Source organism: Paenibacillus cucumis (ex Kampfer et al. 2016) (assembly GCF_019748695.1).
Lineage (GTDB): Bacteria > Bacillota > Bacilli > Paenibacillales > Paenibacillaceae > Paenibacillus > Paenibacillus polysaccharolyticus.
Genome location: NZ_JACLIC010000024.1, coordinates 18424 through 34543, shown reverse-complemented (window position 1 = coordinate 34543; position 16120 = coordinate 18424). Strand labels below are relative to the sequence as shown.

Sequence of the window (16120 nt, the reverse complement as noted above, 5' to 3'; positions counted from 1 at the left end):
TTTGGCGTTCTATTAATGCCAGTATAGCGGGAGGTTGTTTCCAAAAGGTTCAGAGTTGTATCGGAGTTGTAACATTTCTTGATTTCCTCTGTTCAAGCAGTCGGCTTGGGATACAGAATATAGACAGATGAAATTCATAGAGCAGGGAGATTACGAATGTATTATGAGACCAAAAGAGATATTAATCATCGAAGATGAAGAGTCCATTCGCGATATATTGTCCTATTCGCTTCGCAAGGAAGGATTCGAGATCAAGGAGGCGGCTTCGGGCAGGGAAGGATTGAATTTGCTGCGGGAGTCGAAGCCCGATCTGATTCTACTGGATCTGATGTTGCCCGATATGAGCGGCTTCGATGTGTGCAGACAGTTGTCTGTGAATTCCAAAATCCCGGTAATCATGATTACGGCAAAGTCCGATATGCTGGACAAGGTGCTTGGCATGGAGCTAGGGGCTGACGATTACATTACAAAGCCTTTTGATATCCGCGAAGTGGTTGCCCGCATCCGGGCTATTTTCCGCCGGATCGATCTCATCAGCGAAACGCTGGAGAACCAGTCTTACGAAGTCGTTAGGTTAGGCAAACATATCGAGATCCGTAAGGATGAGCGCGAGGTGTGGAAGGATGGGGAACGAGCAGGGCTCACCAACAAGGAGTATGATCTGCTACTCTTCCTCGTGAACCACCACCGCAAAGTACATACACGTTCAGAGCTGCTGGACAAGGTGTGGGGATTTGATTTTGCAGGAGATACGCGTACCGTGGACATCCATGTGCAGCGCATTCGCAAAAAGCTGGACAGCGGTGATCAAGGCATATCGATGATTGAAACGGTATTTGGCGTAGGGTACAAGCTGAATATTCAGGTGCAGACATGAAATGGACGATTCAGTTCAAGATGGTTGTGCTGTTCTCGGTGATCGTTTTTATCGGTTTCTCGGCACTGCTTATTCTGTCCAACAAGGTCGCCCAAGAGAATATGTATCGTGAAGTGCGAGAAGATATGGTGCAATCCAAAAAAAATCTGGATATCGCCTTGAATCAGTACTTTCTCATCCATAACAAAAGGATCAGCAAAGATTCGCTGGAAGCAGGCAGCCGGGAATTAAAAGAGCAGATTGGTTCTGCTGTGGGTGGGAAAATTACGCTCTATCGCCCCGATGCCTCTATGTATGGCTCCAGCACCAGTGAAGGGAAACTGGTCAAACATACAGAGATAGAGGATTTGAGAGAAGCGATGCAATCTCGCATTGCCTATACGACAAAGGTGGATCAAGGACGGGTTGTCGCAAGCCTTTCTTTTCCGATTCAGAGTGACCAGCAACTTGTCGGCATTGTGCAACTCGAAAAGGATTATACGGATCTTTACCGGCGCAATATGCGCTTTCAGGATACAATTAAGCTGTTCGCAGCGACGATATTTGTGTTCGTTTTCATTGCTTCGATTTTTATTTCCCGGAAAATTACACAGCCGATTCGTGTGCTGACGAAACGTTCTGCCGAAGTGGCCCAAGGTAGCCTGAATGCGGATATTCAGATTGCCACGAAGGATGAGATTGGGGAACTGGCGGCGAGCTTCACGGTCATGATTGACCGGGTAAGAGAGCAGATTGATGTGATTGAGCGAGAACGGGACGAAGTGAAACAAGTACAGGCACGAAGCAAAGTTTTTTTTGACAATGTGACACATGAATTAAAAACACCGCTGACGACTATTCTGGGCTATGCGCAGATTTTGCGGGATAATGGATTCACCGACCCGGATTTCTTCGACAAGGGCATGAATTATATCATCAAGGAAAGCCGTCGTCTGAATACGATGGTTGCGGATATTTTGGAAGTGTCCGTGTCTTCGGCAGTGATTGAGAACTACCGTTTTGCACGGGTTGACGTCTCGGAAGTTATCCGGGAAGCGTGTGAGGACATGTCGATCAAGGCAGGCAAATACAATATCGGCATTCATTATGAACTTGAAGAAGAGCTATATGTACGGGGGGATCGGGACAAGCTGAAAGAGGTATTCCTGAACGTACTGGATAACTCCGTCAAGTATAGTGATGTGAATTCGATCATTGAAGTGCAGTCCTCGCGGGAAGAACAGTCTATTGCCATTATGATTCGAGATCAGGGTGAAGGCATCGGTGCAGAAGCCCTGAATCATGTGTTTGAACCCTTTTACCAGGATAAGGGCATGAACCGTGTCGAAAAAGGCAGCGCCGGCCTGGGGCTGTCGATTGTGAAAAACATTGTGGAGCGTCATGGAGGAACAGTGGAGATGAAAAGCATCATGCGGGAAGGGACGCAAGTCCATATCCGCCTGCCGGGGGATCGAAACACATGAAATATACCGGCTTTTGGCGTAAACATCGCGATAAGCTGATGCTGTCCGGGCTACTCATTGCCTTTGTCGGGGGGATATTCGGGATTGGCAGTCTGTTCAGCATGAGTCACCTTAAACCACGTACTGTGATATTGCCTGGTGAGCAATTCAACAGTCGTCTCGCGCCCCCATCGAGCAGTACAATCCAAATCGAGTCAGCGACTAAAATTCCGAATGATTTTGTTATTTATGATTTTGATATGGGGGATCGGAATACGATTGTTGTTAACAGTACCGAACGTTCGTATACAGGACTGCGGTTGCTCAAGTTACATCTGGATGATAACCAGGTGAAAGAGATCAGTGGCAACACGGATTTTGGCGTTGTACTGAGCCCGGATCGAACCAAGCTGATGTATGCTCAGTATCGTTCGGGACAAGCCCAGCGCACGGCTTTTATATACGATATGAAAAGTGGTGAACGAACCAAACTAGGCAAGGAACATTCCTATTTCAGGGAGTTTCTCAGTAACGACACATCCATCAGTCATGATGATCGTGGTTTCATTCAGACCGATCTGAGAACGGGCAAAGAAGAGATCCTGTTTTCCGATGAGGTCATGATGAAGAAAGTCGGAGTAGAGACACATGAGGATAAGTCGGGCAAGAATTACATCGTTATTGACAGTTTTGAGATTAGTCAGGATATGAAGCAGGCTTATGTTCTGGTCATGCACAAGGATGATTTTGCCGTCTATCGTGTGTCACTGGAGAAAAATCCGGACGTGTCCTTATACCTGAGATCGAAGGATATCCAGCAATACCATCTGTTGAAAAATGGGGATATGATCTTTCAGGGTGAAGTGAATCAGGTGCAGGGACTATATCGATATCAGGTGGAAAAAAATAAGCTGAACTTGCTGGCCAAGGGCACATTCTGGAATTTTGATCTGAGCGCGGACGAATCCCGAATTGCTTATCTGAATACATTAGAAAATCAGAAAAATGAGCTTCATATTGCCTTCCTCAATGATCAGAACTTGTCCTCTGATACGGTGATCTACCGGAATATCAACAATTTTATCAAGCTGAAATGGTTTGAGGAAGAACTGTTCATGGCAAGCAGCACCGCCAGCAAGAGTGAGTTGTATCGTTTTAGCTTTAAGGCATGGTAGGTTTATGACAGGAGCACTACCCAGCGAGAGGTCGATTCATGTAGAGAATTTGCTGCCACAGCCTTAGTTTTATTCAGATATTAGAAAGAACATATATCCCTGCGGGCAAGCATTGTACGCTCTGCCGCAGGGCTTTTTGTGTTGACATGTTACAAGTTGGATACAACTGCGTCCTGCCCCGATACATCTGCGCACTATAATAAAGTGAGATGCACAGAAATACATAATCAGCAAATGGAAAGGAAGACAAGCCACGAATGCTTCAAGTTGAACAGGTATCCCATGCCTTCCGCAATGCACAGGGCGATGTTCCCGTGCTGCAAGATATTAATCTGACGATTCAAGAGGGGCAGATGGTTGCGCTGCTGGGTAGTTCAGGTTCAGGGAAGTCCACACTGCTGAATCTGATGGCTGGTTTGATGAAGCCAACACAAGGCAAGATTTGGATCGCAGGACAGGATATTGTGCGTTTCAGTGAGAATCGTCTGGCGGAGTTTCGGCGTAGTCACATTGGATTTATATTTCAATCCTACGAGCTGTTGTCCAATCTGACGATCCGGGAAAATGTAGAGTTGCCTCTGGTATTTATGGGAATAAGACCATCCAAACGTAAAGAAAAGGCGCTTCGCCTACTAGAACAAGTGGGGCTCGGCGATAAGACGAATCTCTTTCCGTCGCAGTTATCAGGTGGTCAGCAGCAACGGGTCAGTATCGCCCGCTCGCTCATCACGGAGCCTTCGGTCATCTTTGCAGATGAACCGACGGGTAATCTGGATACAGAGACCGAGGAAGAGATTCTTTCCATTTTGCAGCAACTGAACAGAGAGATGAAAACAACCTTTGTCATTGTGACACACGAAGCCGAGGTGGCTGAACAGATGCAGGTTGTACTGACGTTACAGCAGGGGAGATTGGTCGAACAGCAACAGGTTGCCCAGTTGCAGCATGTATGAGAGTTCATGTAAAAGGAGAGGAACAGTGAGAATACGGGACGTAGTGCGCATGGCCTGGGGACAGATCATTCGGCGCAAAGTGGTCACATTACTCTGTATGACCGGTCTGTCAATCGGTTCGGCAGCGATGATTATTGCACTGAGTGTGGGGCAGTCGGTACAGACATACAGCGAGAAAACGTTGAATGATAACTACAAGATGGACGAGATTACGATCAGCCCGAACGAGGGAATCAAAACGGGAAATGGAAGCGGCGGAGGCACGAAGAGTACGTTTGAACGCGGCGCGCTGACGATGGAGAAAATTCGGATTATTCAGCGCCTTCCTCACGTTGTCGCTGTGGCTCCTATGCTGAAACTGGATGCGCTCGATATGGTGCTTCCGGATGGGCGCAGCTCCTACGTGGAAGTGATTGGAACCGAGATGCAGACGTTGAGCGGGTTCGGATACAAATATGGACAGGGCAGCGGAACTGGAAATGGCCGAGTTGCAATTGTGAATTATGGAGCGACCTACGGCTTTATTGATTCCAAAGTGACTCAAAAGCTGTTTGAGCAGTTGAATTCCGATCCCTATAACAATGATCTTTTGCAACAGTACAATGAGATGATGATGAAGCAGGATCAACTGATGCAGCAACGTATACAATTTCGGTATGAGGATTTTACGAATGGCAGAAAGACCAAGATGAGTGGAACGATACGTGTATCGGGTGAACTAGCCAAACCGTCCAATATGGATGATATGAGTGCTCAGAATGACAAAAAAGTATATGTTCCGCTGGATACGGCGCGTGCTTTGCAAGATGAGCTTGGACTACAACAGGCTGACAGCCCTGCGCTCAAACGTCTTAATTCCGCATTAGTGAAAGTGGATAACAAACGGCATGTGGCTCAGGTGGAAGAGCAGATCAAAAAGCTGACGTTAAATACGCAAAGTAATCTTTTCCAGGAAGAAGCCATGGCTGGGCAGCTTGCGATGTACCAGAAAGCAGCCATCGGTATTGGCGGTTTTATTATGGTGCTGGCTTCACTGTCCATTATTGTGGCAATGATCATGTCCACGCATCAGCGGCGTAAGCAGATCGGGGTTATGAAGGTGCTTGGCGCCAACCTGTGGCAGATCCGTCAGATGTTTATTGCGGAGGCAGCCATGCTGGGATTCATTGGCGGTGTGGCTGGGGTTGGGATTGCCTATGCCGCGCTCGGCGGGGTGAACCAGCTACTCGCAAGTCAGATGGCGGATCAGGCGGGCGGACCGATGACAGTAATCATTCAGCAATCGGCATTGCCGCTGGGGATTGTTTTTGCTGTACTTGTCGGTGTGGTATCGGGTATCTATCCAGCCATCAGCGCATCGCGAACCAATGCGCTAAGTGTGATTAAATCGATGTGATGGATCTACGGAAAGGCTAACGTGCATGGCTGAACGTGGAACATTTGGAGATATGAACAGAATTAAACTTTTCAGTGGAAGGGAACTAAGCATGAAGAAATGGATCAGCATCATCACTACGATTGTACTTATGGCAGGTGCAGGGTACTGGGTATATGAGAAATACAAACCCCAGCCGGAAGCGCCCGTTGAGACTCCTCCGCCTATCACTTTTGATGTGACACAGGAGACGATGACACAGACCATCCAAGTGAAAGGGAAATCGGTCTATACCGAGCAGACGGACGTGTTTGCACCGTATGCTTCCAACATTAAACAGTGGCATGTCAAGAACGGAGAACAAGTGAAAAAAGGGGATGTTTTGTTCACGCTCGATACGTCGGCATTGCAGACAGAAGTCAGTCAGATGCAGAGTGATCTGGACAAAGCACGGTTAGATGTGGAGATGAATCAGATCAGCATCGACCAGGCCGGCATGACTGAAACATTAGGTGTGACGGAAGAGGAACGTAAAAAAGCATTCGCGGACCGGGAGAGCAAACGTCTGGCGAACGAACTTAGCCAAAAGGCTTTGGTTCTCAAAGAGCAGGAGATCCGCAAGAAGCAGGATGTCATGAGCAAGGCAGTGGTGCATGCCGCGACCACGGGGATCTTTCAGTTGAATGAGCAGGATAACAAAACACGTGCCGTTACGGAAGGGCAGTTAATCGGCTCAATCACGAACACGGGCAAAATGAAATTCAATACTATTGTTGGTGAGGAAGAGATGTTCAAGCTGAAGGAGGGCATGCCGGTACAGGTGCGCATGAGTGCGCAGAAGGATCTGAAATTTACCGGAGAAGTAAGCAAGGTGTCCAAATTTGCCCGGAAAAGCACCGATACCGATCTGAAGCAGGCCTCTCAGTTTGATGTTGTCATTGATCTGAAGCCGGATGCTCGCATGTATGGAGGTGTCAGTCTGGAAGGAGACATTGAAACGATGCGCAAGGACAAGGTGACTGCCGTATCGAGTCTCGCCATTATGCGTGATCAGCCTGAACCTTACGTGTTACTGGATAAAGGGAACGGACAGACGGAGCAGCAAGCGGTTAAGACAGGCATGGAATCCGGAGATAAAACCGAGGTTGTTAGTGGATTGAAGCCAGGGGATGTTGTTGTTATTCCATAGGGGGATGTGAAGGTTCATTGCGGTCTCGTGCCGTAATGAGCCTTTATTTGTTGCGACAGAGAGGAGCAAATTCCTTCTTTTTATGTGGAAAAAAATATAATTTAATTTATATAATTCAATTTACAGTAATATTTACATGTCGTATAATCACACTATAAGGAGGTGAACAAGCAGTCATACGCGAGATCACATTTTTTTTCAAGTTTTAATGGAAAGCGCTTACGCAAAGTTAGTTCGCATTCAACGTTCTCTTCACACTTCAATTCCAAGATGATGATTTAACTACTCCACCACGGTTTACTCTCAAGATTCCACCCCCACACAAGCTCACACAGCAATTCTACTGAAAACACCCGACGTTTATTTTTATTTGCTTTTTGACTTCAGCCCTTTTAATTATGGAGGTGACCGGAACACCACACATTTTTTCATGCACTTTGTGCCATGCATCCTGCTTCTACACAGAGGAACAGCAGACATGAGTCGAGACCAATCTTATCTAAGGGAAAGGTGGAACTATGAAGAAAACATTGAAAACCAAATCAAGAGGCCAGAAGCTGCTGCGTAAAGGTGTAAAACAAATGATGGCAGCTGCGCTGCTTGCAGCAGGGATTTTCCCTGGCATGTCTCCAGGTGTGACACAGGCAGCGGAGGCGCATGTGAACAATCCGTTTGTGGGCGCCACGGCTTATCTCAATGAGGACTACTCTGCACTTGTGGACACCTCTATTGCAATTACCAGTGATGCTTCGCTGAAAGCGAAGATGGAAACGGTGAAATCTTACCCTACTGCGGTATGGATTGACCGTATTGCAGCCATCTATGGCGGGGCCGAGAATGCTGGTCGCAAGAGCGTGGAAGAGCATCTGGATGCGGTTCTCGCTCAGAAGAAGCCAGGCGTACCTATTACGGCTTCCTTTGTCATCTATAACTTGCCGGGTCGGGACTGCCATGCCCTCGCTTCTAACGGGGAGCTTCCTTTAACCCAGGCAGCATTGCAAACGTATAAAACGGATTACATTGACGTGATTGCAGATATTTTTGCTGATCCTAAATATCAAGACATCCGCATTATCGCTGTTATTGAGCCAGATAGTTTGCCTAACCTGGTAACCAATCTGAGCACACCAGCTTGTGGTCAAGCGGCTTCAACGGGAATTTATGAAGCCGGGATTAAATATACGCTCGACAAGCTCCATGCGATTCCAAACGTATACAACTATCTCGATATCGGTCACTCCGGCTGGCTCGGATGGGATAACAACCGTTCTGGAGCGGTCGCGCTCTATACCGATGTAGTCGGGGATACGCTGGGTGGACTGAGCAGTGCGGATGGATTCATTACGAATACTGCCAATACTACACCGCTGGCTGAACCAAACCTGTCTAATCCGGATCTGAACATTGGTGGACAACCGATCCGTTCAGCGAAGTTCTATGAATGGAATCCGTACTTTGACGAAACCGATTTCACAGCGAAGTTGTATGCCGATTTCGTACAGGCAGGATGGCCAGCGAGCACAGGTTTCCTCATTGATACCAGCCGTAACGGATGGGGCGGAGTGAATCGTCCAGCTACAGCTACAGGCAGCAATATCAATGACTATGTAAATTCAGGTCGTGTGGATCGCCGTGAGCACCGGGGTAACTGGTGTAATGCAAGCGGAGCAGGTATCGGAGAAGCACCGAAGGCAGCTCCGGGACCAGCGCATCTGGATGCCTATGTATGGGTGAAACCGCCAGGTGAATCCGATGGCTCCAGTTCCGAAATTCCGAACAATGAGGGTAAAGGCTTCGACCGGATGTGTGATCCAACGTATACAACGAAAGATGGGGTGCTGACTGGTGCATTGCCTAACGCGCCGGTATCAGGTCACTGGTTCCATGATCAGTTCGTACAACTGGTGAAGAACTCCTTCCCTGTACTCTCTGAGAATGGTGGAGGCAATCCTCCAGGTGGAAACACAGCACCGGCAGCTCCTGCTACACTAACAGCTGCGGCCGGTAATGCTCAAGTGACGTTAACATGGGCGGCATCGACAGGTGCGACGAGTTATACGGTGAAACGTGCCCTGACAGCATCCGGTCCATTTGTAACGGTTGCTGCCAATGTCAGCGGAACAACTTACACCAACACGGGCTTGACGAATGGGACAACGTACTATTATGTCGTGACAGCAAGTAATGCAGCAGGTGAGAGTGTTAACTCTGCATCTGCTATGGCAACACCGGCAGCAGTTGCAACGGCTCCGGCGGCACCAACAGCGTTGACAGCAACAGCTGGCAATGCACAGGTGAGTCTGGCTTGGACAGCTTCGGCAGGTGCGACCAGCTATAATGTGAAACGTGCTCTGACGGCAGCGGGTCCATTCACGACGGTTGCATCGAATGTAACTACAACGTCGTATATTAACACTTCGCTGACCAATGGCACAACCTACTATTATGTGGTGAGTGCGGTGAATGCAGCTGGGCAAAGTGCTAATTCTACTGTAGCCTCTGCGACACCAGCGGGTGTGGTTGTACCAACTAGTGATCTGGTGGTGCAATATCGTGCAGGGGATACCAATGCAACGGATAACCAGATCAGACCGTTGTTCAACATCAAAAACCTGGGCAGCACTGCAGTGGATCTGAGTGATTTGAAACTTCGTTATTATTTCACCAAAGAAGGTTCGGCGGCGATGGATTCTGCCATTGACTGGGCAGTGGTTGGTGCAGCCAACATCGACCGTACCTTTGGAGATGGATATGTTGAGCTGAGCTTTAAGTCCGGCGCAGGAAGCATTGCTGCGGGTGGACAATCCGGAGACATTCAGCTTCGCATGTTCAAAACGGACTGGTCCAACTTTGACGAGAGCGATGACTATTCCTATGACCCAACCAAAACATCCTATCAGGATTGGGATAAAGTCACACTCTATCAAGACGGCAGTCTTGTATGGGGAATTGAGCCTTAAAGGTCATACATTTGGTGATTTAGTGCTAATGTACGTGTGAGCGTACGCACAACTTATCAAAACAGAGCTGTTTTCTGGTCATTCATTGACCGGGGGCAGCTCTGTTTTTGTCTAACGATCTCAGGAGAGCTTATTTGGTGAAAAAGAGACATGATGAAATTCTAACGATCCGTAGCGACGCTATTTCGAGGAATTTCGGAGATTTCGATGTAATATGCCTTGTTTGGGAGGAAATAAGGTCACTGGTGATCGTTAGAATTCAAAAGTGGTTGAAAACGACTGAATAAGCTCCGTGGAGATCGTTAGAATTTTTTAGAAGGAAGTGTTTGTTGAAAAAGCACAATAGGATAAATAAGCTTGGAGCGCTATCCGACGGTTTGGAAAAATGAGCTATAATGATAAGGCTTTGAAGACTGTTCATTTTTCATCATTCAGCGTTGTACACTCTGAACGAGATACACTGAATATTGATCGTTTTGGACGGATATTTGCCTATGGTTAGGCAGCGAGGATGTCTATAATAGTACCCGATGGATGAGAACTCTTACTTCAAATGAAGTGAATAGGATGAAAGGGGGATTGGAGAAACAAGAGAAAAGAGTACATTAGGCTAACTGGATGCTCTTTTGAACATTAATTTTGTAAGCGCAATCATTTTTCCTTTGATGTATGACCATGCATGACGACCTTAAATGAACACAAGTTTTAAGTTAAACATGAACATATTCAGGAAGAAGTATCATTACCCATTCTAATTAGGGAGAGTGAAGGTTGATGAACTTAAAATCAGTAAAAGGTGCCGGCCGCGAACCCAGTTCAGACTTCCATACTAGTAGTACCATTAGTCCAGACAGTCCCAGCAAAATCTCTTCCAGCAGTCCCAACAGTCGAAGCACACGTAGCAAACGATTACAACGATCACGCATGCCTCTCGGGGCCAAAGTGCTCTCTTCTGCACTCAGCTTGGCTTTAATTCTTAGCGGAACCGCCGGGATCAGTGGGGCGGATGCTTCACAATCCCAACCCCAATCTCAGGGGAAAAGCATTCAACTAGAGAAGCTGGATCGCGGGCTGGTAGCGGCCTCGACGTCTGAGGGTGTTTTTCTAAGCTGGAGATTACTTGGGGACGAGGCAACAGGGTACAGTGACAAGGGGCTGACCGGGACGGATTTCAACGTTTATCGGGATGGCAAAAGAATTGCAACGGTCACAGACAGCACGAACTATGTGGACAGCACAGGTACGACATTCTCACGTTATGAAGTTGCCGCCGTTAATAGCAAAGGTAAAGAAAGCAAACGAAGCGCATCCGTCAAACCTTGGGCGAAAGGGTATATGGATATTCCTTTGCAAAAGCCGGCTGACGGTGTAACACCTGCGGGTGAAGCTTACACCTACAGTGCCAATGACATGAGTGTTGGTGATGTGGATGGGGATGGTCAGTACGAGTTTTTTGTGAAATGGGACCCATCCAATGCCAAGGACGTATCGCAAAAAGGATATACCGGTAATACCTACGTGGATTGTTATACGCTGGACGGGCAATTATTGTACCGGATCGATCTCGGGGTTAACATTCGTGCGGGAGCGCATTATACGCAGATGCTTGTCTATGATTTTGACGGTGATGGCAAGGCTGAACTGATGTTCAAGACTGCCCCGGGCACACAAATTATGAAGTACAACAAAAAGGGCAAACCAACTTCACAAAAGTACATTACACTGCCGAAGGAAGATCGCAAGGCCGGGGTGACACACGAGGACGATTATCGCCTCAGTGCGAAGGGGTACTATGACCATGTGGTAGATACGTTCCGGAACTGGCATAAACACGAAGAGGTTGTAAGAGGAAACTGGCCTGCAACACTGGAAGAGGCATTTGGAATCGAGAAGAAGTACACCTATCCGTTATCCCAGCAGGATGCGGAAAGTCTGGCCGACTATTTTATAGATGTATACGCACCGCAGCGGAGCGCCCGCAATGAACTGCGCAAGTTCGAAGGGTTTATTGTGGACGGTCCGGAGTATATTACCGTATTTGAAGGCAAGTCGGGAAAAGAATTACAAACCGTCCGGTATGAACCCGAACGTCATGACGACGGCCTGATGTGGGGCGATTATGCGATGGCACGCATTGAACCGGCAAATCGCGTAGACCGTTTCCTCGCAGGGGTTGCGTACCTGGATGGCAAGAAACCGTCTGCGATTTTTGCACGTGGATATTACACTCGCTCCACCATGGCTGCCTACAACTGGGATGGCAAGAAACTGAAAAAAGAGTGGATGGTAGACAGTGGCTGGACACCGATGAAAAATCCGTTCAATGACGGGCCACATGGTGTAGATGGCACAGACCCGCAGTACGGTTCAATTACAACACAGGGAGCGCACTATTTCAGTGTGGCGGATGTAGACGGTGATGGCAAACAGGAGATTATCTATGGTTCGGCTACGATTGACCACGATGGTAGTGTGTTATATAGTTCCACCGATGTGATGCCGCCCGAGAGTGCTGCACCGGGAACGATTGCCCGTCTAGGACACGGAGATGCACTGCATGTGGCAGATATCGACCCGGATCGCCCGGGACTGGAGATCTTTATGGTGCATGAGGGCGGACCTTGGGCGCCGTACGGATATTCCCTGCGTGATGCGAAGACCGGAGAAGTGATTTATGGCGGATATACAGGCAAAGATACTGGACGCGGTATGGTCGGAGATGTCGATCCAACCCGGCGCGGGCTGGAGACATGGGCTGTCGGATTATGGACGGCACAGGGTGAAAAAATAAGTGATCAGGCGCCCGGAACCAATATGAGCATTCGCTGGGCCGCCGACATGACCACCCAAATCGTAGACGGTGCCATCGATGTTACGCCTACAATCAAAGACTGGACACGCGGCACAGTGCTGACCGCGACAGGAACCTTAACCAATAACCACACGAAAGGTACACCGTCGCTGGTTGCCGATGTATTCGGAGACTGGCGTGAGGAGATGCTGGTGCGTACAGCCGACAGTTCAGCGATCCGCATCTATCTGAGCACCGAGAAAACAGATCGCAAGCTCTATACGCTCATGCATGATGCGATGTATCGTGTAGGTATTGCTGGACAGAACAGCGGATATAACCAGCCTTCGTATCCTTCCTTCTACATGGCATCGGATATCGATTGGTCGAAGGTGACGTTGCCGAACTTCTATACTCCGGGGAAAGGCAAAGGGGATAAATAAGACTGTCCGCTCAGATTAGAAAGAGAAATGATGTAAGCTAACCGCAAATAGCTCTGGAATTCGCTTCTGTGTAATGATCACGCAGAGACCTTCCAGAGCTTTTTTGTACATCCAACTACTTCTCGATGTTTTCAGTCAAGTGTGTTGCGGAAGCGAATGATTCCAGTGTATATTGACCGTCCTGAATCAGTAACTTGGTGATGGAACACTCGGGAACGAGACGTTTCTGCTCAACCAAGAAATTCGGATGCCATCTGTTCAGTTCTTGTTCGGAAAACGTTTGCACCAGGAAATCGGTAATCAGACCGCCATGGGTAGCCAATACAATATGACTGCCGGTTGGCGCCTGTGTTGCCAGTTCGCCGAGCAAAGAGGCCAGCCGCGTACCTGCCTGTTTGGCGGAGTCACCAACATGTGGAATGAACTCCGGGTCTGCGGTACACTGGTCCCACAAAGCTACAAATTGTTCAAAAGTCTGCTCGGGATCATCACCCCAATTCGCTCGCTCACGCAAGCGTGCATCTTCCGAGACGTCAGACCCGGTAAGGGAAGCAATGGCTTCGGCGGTTTCTTGTGCTCTCCGGAGTGGACTCGCTACGATCCGGTGGATGGGATATGGAGCTTTCGAGAAATGCCGGGCGGTCAATTGAGCCTGACGGCTACCTTCGGCAGTAAGTGGCACGTCTCCAATATCACTTTTTTTGACACCATGTCTGACCAGATAAAAGGTTGTACTCATCGCATGAAATCTCCTTCAACATTGGATTTAGAAATGGCAGATCATGATATAATGATTTTATACTAAGCTTATAGGAACTGAACGTTTCGATCCATTACAATTTGGAGGATATTAATATGAAAAAATTGTTTTTGTCATCTTCTTTTGTTGACACAGCAAGCTTGTTGAACACACTGGAAGAAACGTTAAACGGAAGGACCGTTACCTTTATTCCGACAGCTGCCGTTCCTGAACCATATGATGCATATGTACATGCGGGCAGGAAGGAGCTTGAGAAGTGGGGACTTATCGTACAAGAGTTGGAAGTATCCACGGCATCTTCTGAAGAAGTAGCAACCAAGTTGCAACAAAGTGACCTGATCTACGTGTCGGGTGGCAACACCTTTTTTCTATTACAGGAGCTTCGCAGAAGTGGAGCAGAGAAGTACATACAGGCTCACATCCAAGAAGGGAGAATATACATCGGAGAGTCGGCGGGTTCCATCATTCTCGCCCCGGATATTGCCTATGTGAAAGCTATGGATGATTGCGCGGTAGCACCGGACTTGTCCAGTTACGAAGGGCTGAATGCGGTTGACTTTTATCCCGTGCCGCATGTGGGTTGTCCCCCATTTGTAGAGTCGGCAGCTCAGGTCATGGATGAGTATCAGTCCACATTGCCTCTCGTGCCGATAACGAACTCCGAGGTTATTATCATGGATGGGGAGCAGTACCGGATTAGTAGCATTTAACGTCGATTCCAATGATGTTTATTCAAAAATAGAGCGAATACATCTGTACGCCATATCGCGCTTGAAGGGAGGTTGTAGAGATGGGGACAGGATCAGGATCAGTAACGAATCATACACCATCCTTTTCAGGCAGTCTTTTTCAGGAACGCCTTCGCACCGAAGATTGGGGTCCGCGTTTTTTCGCTTATTATTACAAACAATGGGATGATTATCAGATGTCCTACCACACTCATGACTCCACGGAAATTATGTACATCATTACGGGCATGTGCCGAGTGGATGTGAGGATGGCAGACGGAAGCTCGGAACAGGCGGTGTTGAAAAAAGGACAGTTCATCCTGCTGGATGCAGGGGTTCCCCATCGGCTGTTGGTGCAGGACGGCGTGCCGTGCCGAATGCTCAATGTAGAATTCGGTTTTGCGCGTACTGCATCTGGACAACTTACCATAAAGCAACTTGCGCTGGAAGAGGATACGGTTCATGCTTTTCTAACTCGATCTACTCCTTATCTTGTATTACCTGACCCGGAAGAAGTGTATCACACGATGAAAAGCCTGGTGCTTGAACTGGATCAGCGTGGTTTGCTGGAGCAAAGGCAAGTACAGACACAGGCACAGGGGCAGAAACAGGAACTGGAACAATCACAAGAGCAGACGAAATCTGGACCTCCTCCTGTACACATGCGGGTGATTCCTGCCGAAGAGCGAATGCTTCATCGTGAAGCCCGAAACCTGAGCTCCCCGGAGCAGGGAACGCTGGTACGGACCCTTTTTATCCAAATGCTCGTTCGGATTGCCAGGTTGCGAGGCGAGATGGAACGAAGTGCACTGGATCAGACAGAGCTCTATGTCAAACGTACGATTGAATTCATGCATCACAATATGGATCGCAGTATTCAGATGAAGGATATCGCGGCAGCAGTCAATTTACATCCAGGGTATTTGCACCGCATTTTCCGTAATTATATGCAATGGACTCCGACTGACTATTTGACGATGTTACGGATGGAGAAGGCAAAGATGCTGCTGCAACAGACCAATATTCCGATCTCCGAAATTTCAGATTATGTGGGTGTGGGCAGTAGGCAGTATTTTCATATGCTTTTCAAAAAGTATACGGGCCAGACACCTGTTCAATATCGGGGTTCCATGGAGCGAGAACAGTGGGGCTACCCGGAGGAATCGGAGTAGAAGCAGGGCCGCCGTGCTGGAACAGGCGGGTAGAAACTAAATGTTGAACTGAAAGGGTATTCATGATATCCTTTGTTCAGAAGTAACCCATTCGTTGATAATGTAGTAGTAATTTAATATATTCAGGATTGTGACTGTTCGGCAGGCGATACCTAAATTGTTCGTAGTAAACATGAGTTGTGCATGTTACTGCTTCAATTTAGGTTTTTTTTATAGGAGATTTTGATTTTTCGAAGAATTTTATGGAATATTAAC

Annotated in this window: 11 protein-coding genes; 10 read left to right on the top strand and 1 reads right to left on the bottom strand. The window is 47.9% G+C overall.

What is annotated here, in order from left to right; all coding sequences use genetic code 11:
- Positions 1-163 precede the first annotated feature (163 nt).
- The 8 genes from H7T88_RS15415 (at position 164) to H7T88_RS15380 (ending at position 13205) form a co-directional block, all read left to right on the top strand.
- The gene (locus H7T88_RS15415) at positions 164-877 is read left to right on the top strand and encodes a response regulator transcription factor (protein WP_145333083.1); all 714 of its coding nucleotides are present in this window, start codon (positions 164-166) and stop codon (positions 875-877) included.
- On the top strand, positions 874-2340 hold the full coding sequence (locus H7T88_RS15410) for a sensor histidine kinase (protein ID WP_154959781.1): 1467 nt from the start codon (positions 874-876) through the stop codon (positions 2338-2340). The genes H7T88_RS15415 and H7T88_RS15410 overlap by 4 nt, the downstream gene beginning before the upstream one ends.
- Positions 2337-3494, top strand: a complete 1158-nt coding sequence (locus tag H7T88_RS15405) for a hypothetical protein (protein ID WP_090917677.1) — start codon at positions 2337-2339, stop codon at positions 3492-3494. The genes H7T88_RS15410 and H7T88_RS15405 overlap by 4 nt, the downstream gene beginning before the upstream one ends.
- A gap of 257 nt (positions 3495-3751) precedes the next feature.
- Positions 3752-4447, top strand: coding sequence for an ABC transporter ATP-binding protein (locus H7T88_RS15400; RefSeq protein WP_090917679.1), 696 nt, complete (start codon positions 3752-3754; stop codon positions 4445-4447).
- Positions 4448-4472: 25 nt separating this feature from the next.
- On the top strand, positions 4473-5843 hold the full coding sequence (locus tag H7T88_RS15395) for an ABC transporter permease (RefSeq protein WP_221789193.1): 1371 nt from the start codon (positions 4473-4475) through the stop codon (positions 5841-5843).
- Between the two features lie 91 nt (positions 5844-5934).
- Entirely contained in the window at positions 5935-7011 is a 1077-nt protein-coding gene (locus H7T88_RS15390) for an efflux RND transporter periplasmic adaptor subunit (protein ID WP_221789192.1), read from the top strand.
- A gap of 518 nt (positions 7012-7529) precedes the next feature.
- Positions 7530-9971: a glycoside hydrolase family 6 protein gene (locus H7T88_RS15385; RefSeq protein ID WP_221789191.1), complete on the top strand. Its 2442-nt coding sequence runs from the start codon at positions 7530-7532 to the stop codon at positions 9969-9971.
- Positions 9972-10895: 924 nt separating this feature from the next.
- Entirely contained in the window at positions 10896-13205 is a 2310-nt protein-coding gene (locus tag H7T88_RS15380; protein WP_221789342.1) for a rhamnogalacturonan lyase, read from the top strand.
- 115 nt (positions 13206-13320) lie between these two features.
- Here H7T88_RS15380 and H7T88_RS15375 read toward each other — a convergent pair whose 3' ends face one another.
- A complete protein-coding gene (locus H7T88_RS15375) occupies positions 13321-13944 on the bottom strand; it encodes a histidine phosphatase family protein (RefSeq protein ID WP_221789190.1) in 624 nt (207 codons plus the stop codon).
- A 116-nt stretch (positions 13945-14060) separates the two neighbouring features.
- Here H7T88_RS15375 and H7T88_RS15370 point away from each other — a divergent pair, with 116 nt between their 5' ends.
- Together H7T88_RS15370 and H7T88_RS15365 are read left to right on the top strand one after the other, a co-directional pair.
- Positions 14061-14675 (top strand): Type 1 glutamine amidotransferase-like domain-containing protein, encoded by a 615-nt coding sequence (locus H7T88_RS15370; RefSeq protein WP_221789189.1) that lies wholly within the window; start codon positions 14061-14063, stop codon positions 14673-14675.
- Positions 14676-14755: 80 nt separating this feature from the next.
- A complete protein-coding gene (locus H7T88_RS15365) occupies positions 14756-15865 on the top strand; it encodes an AraC family transcriptional regulator (protein ID WP_221789188.1) in 1110 nt (369 codons plus the stop codon).
- Positions 15866-16120: the final 255 nt, after the last annotated feature.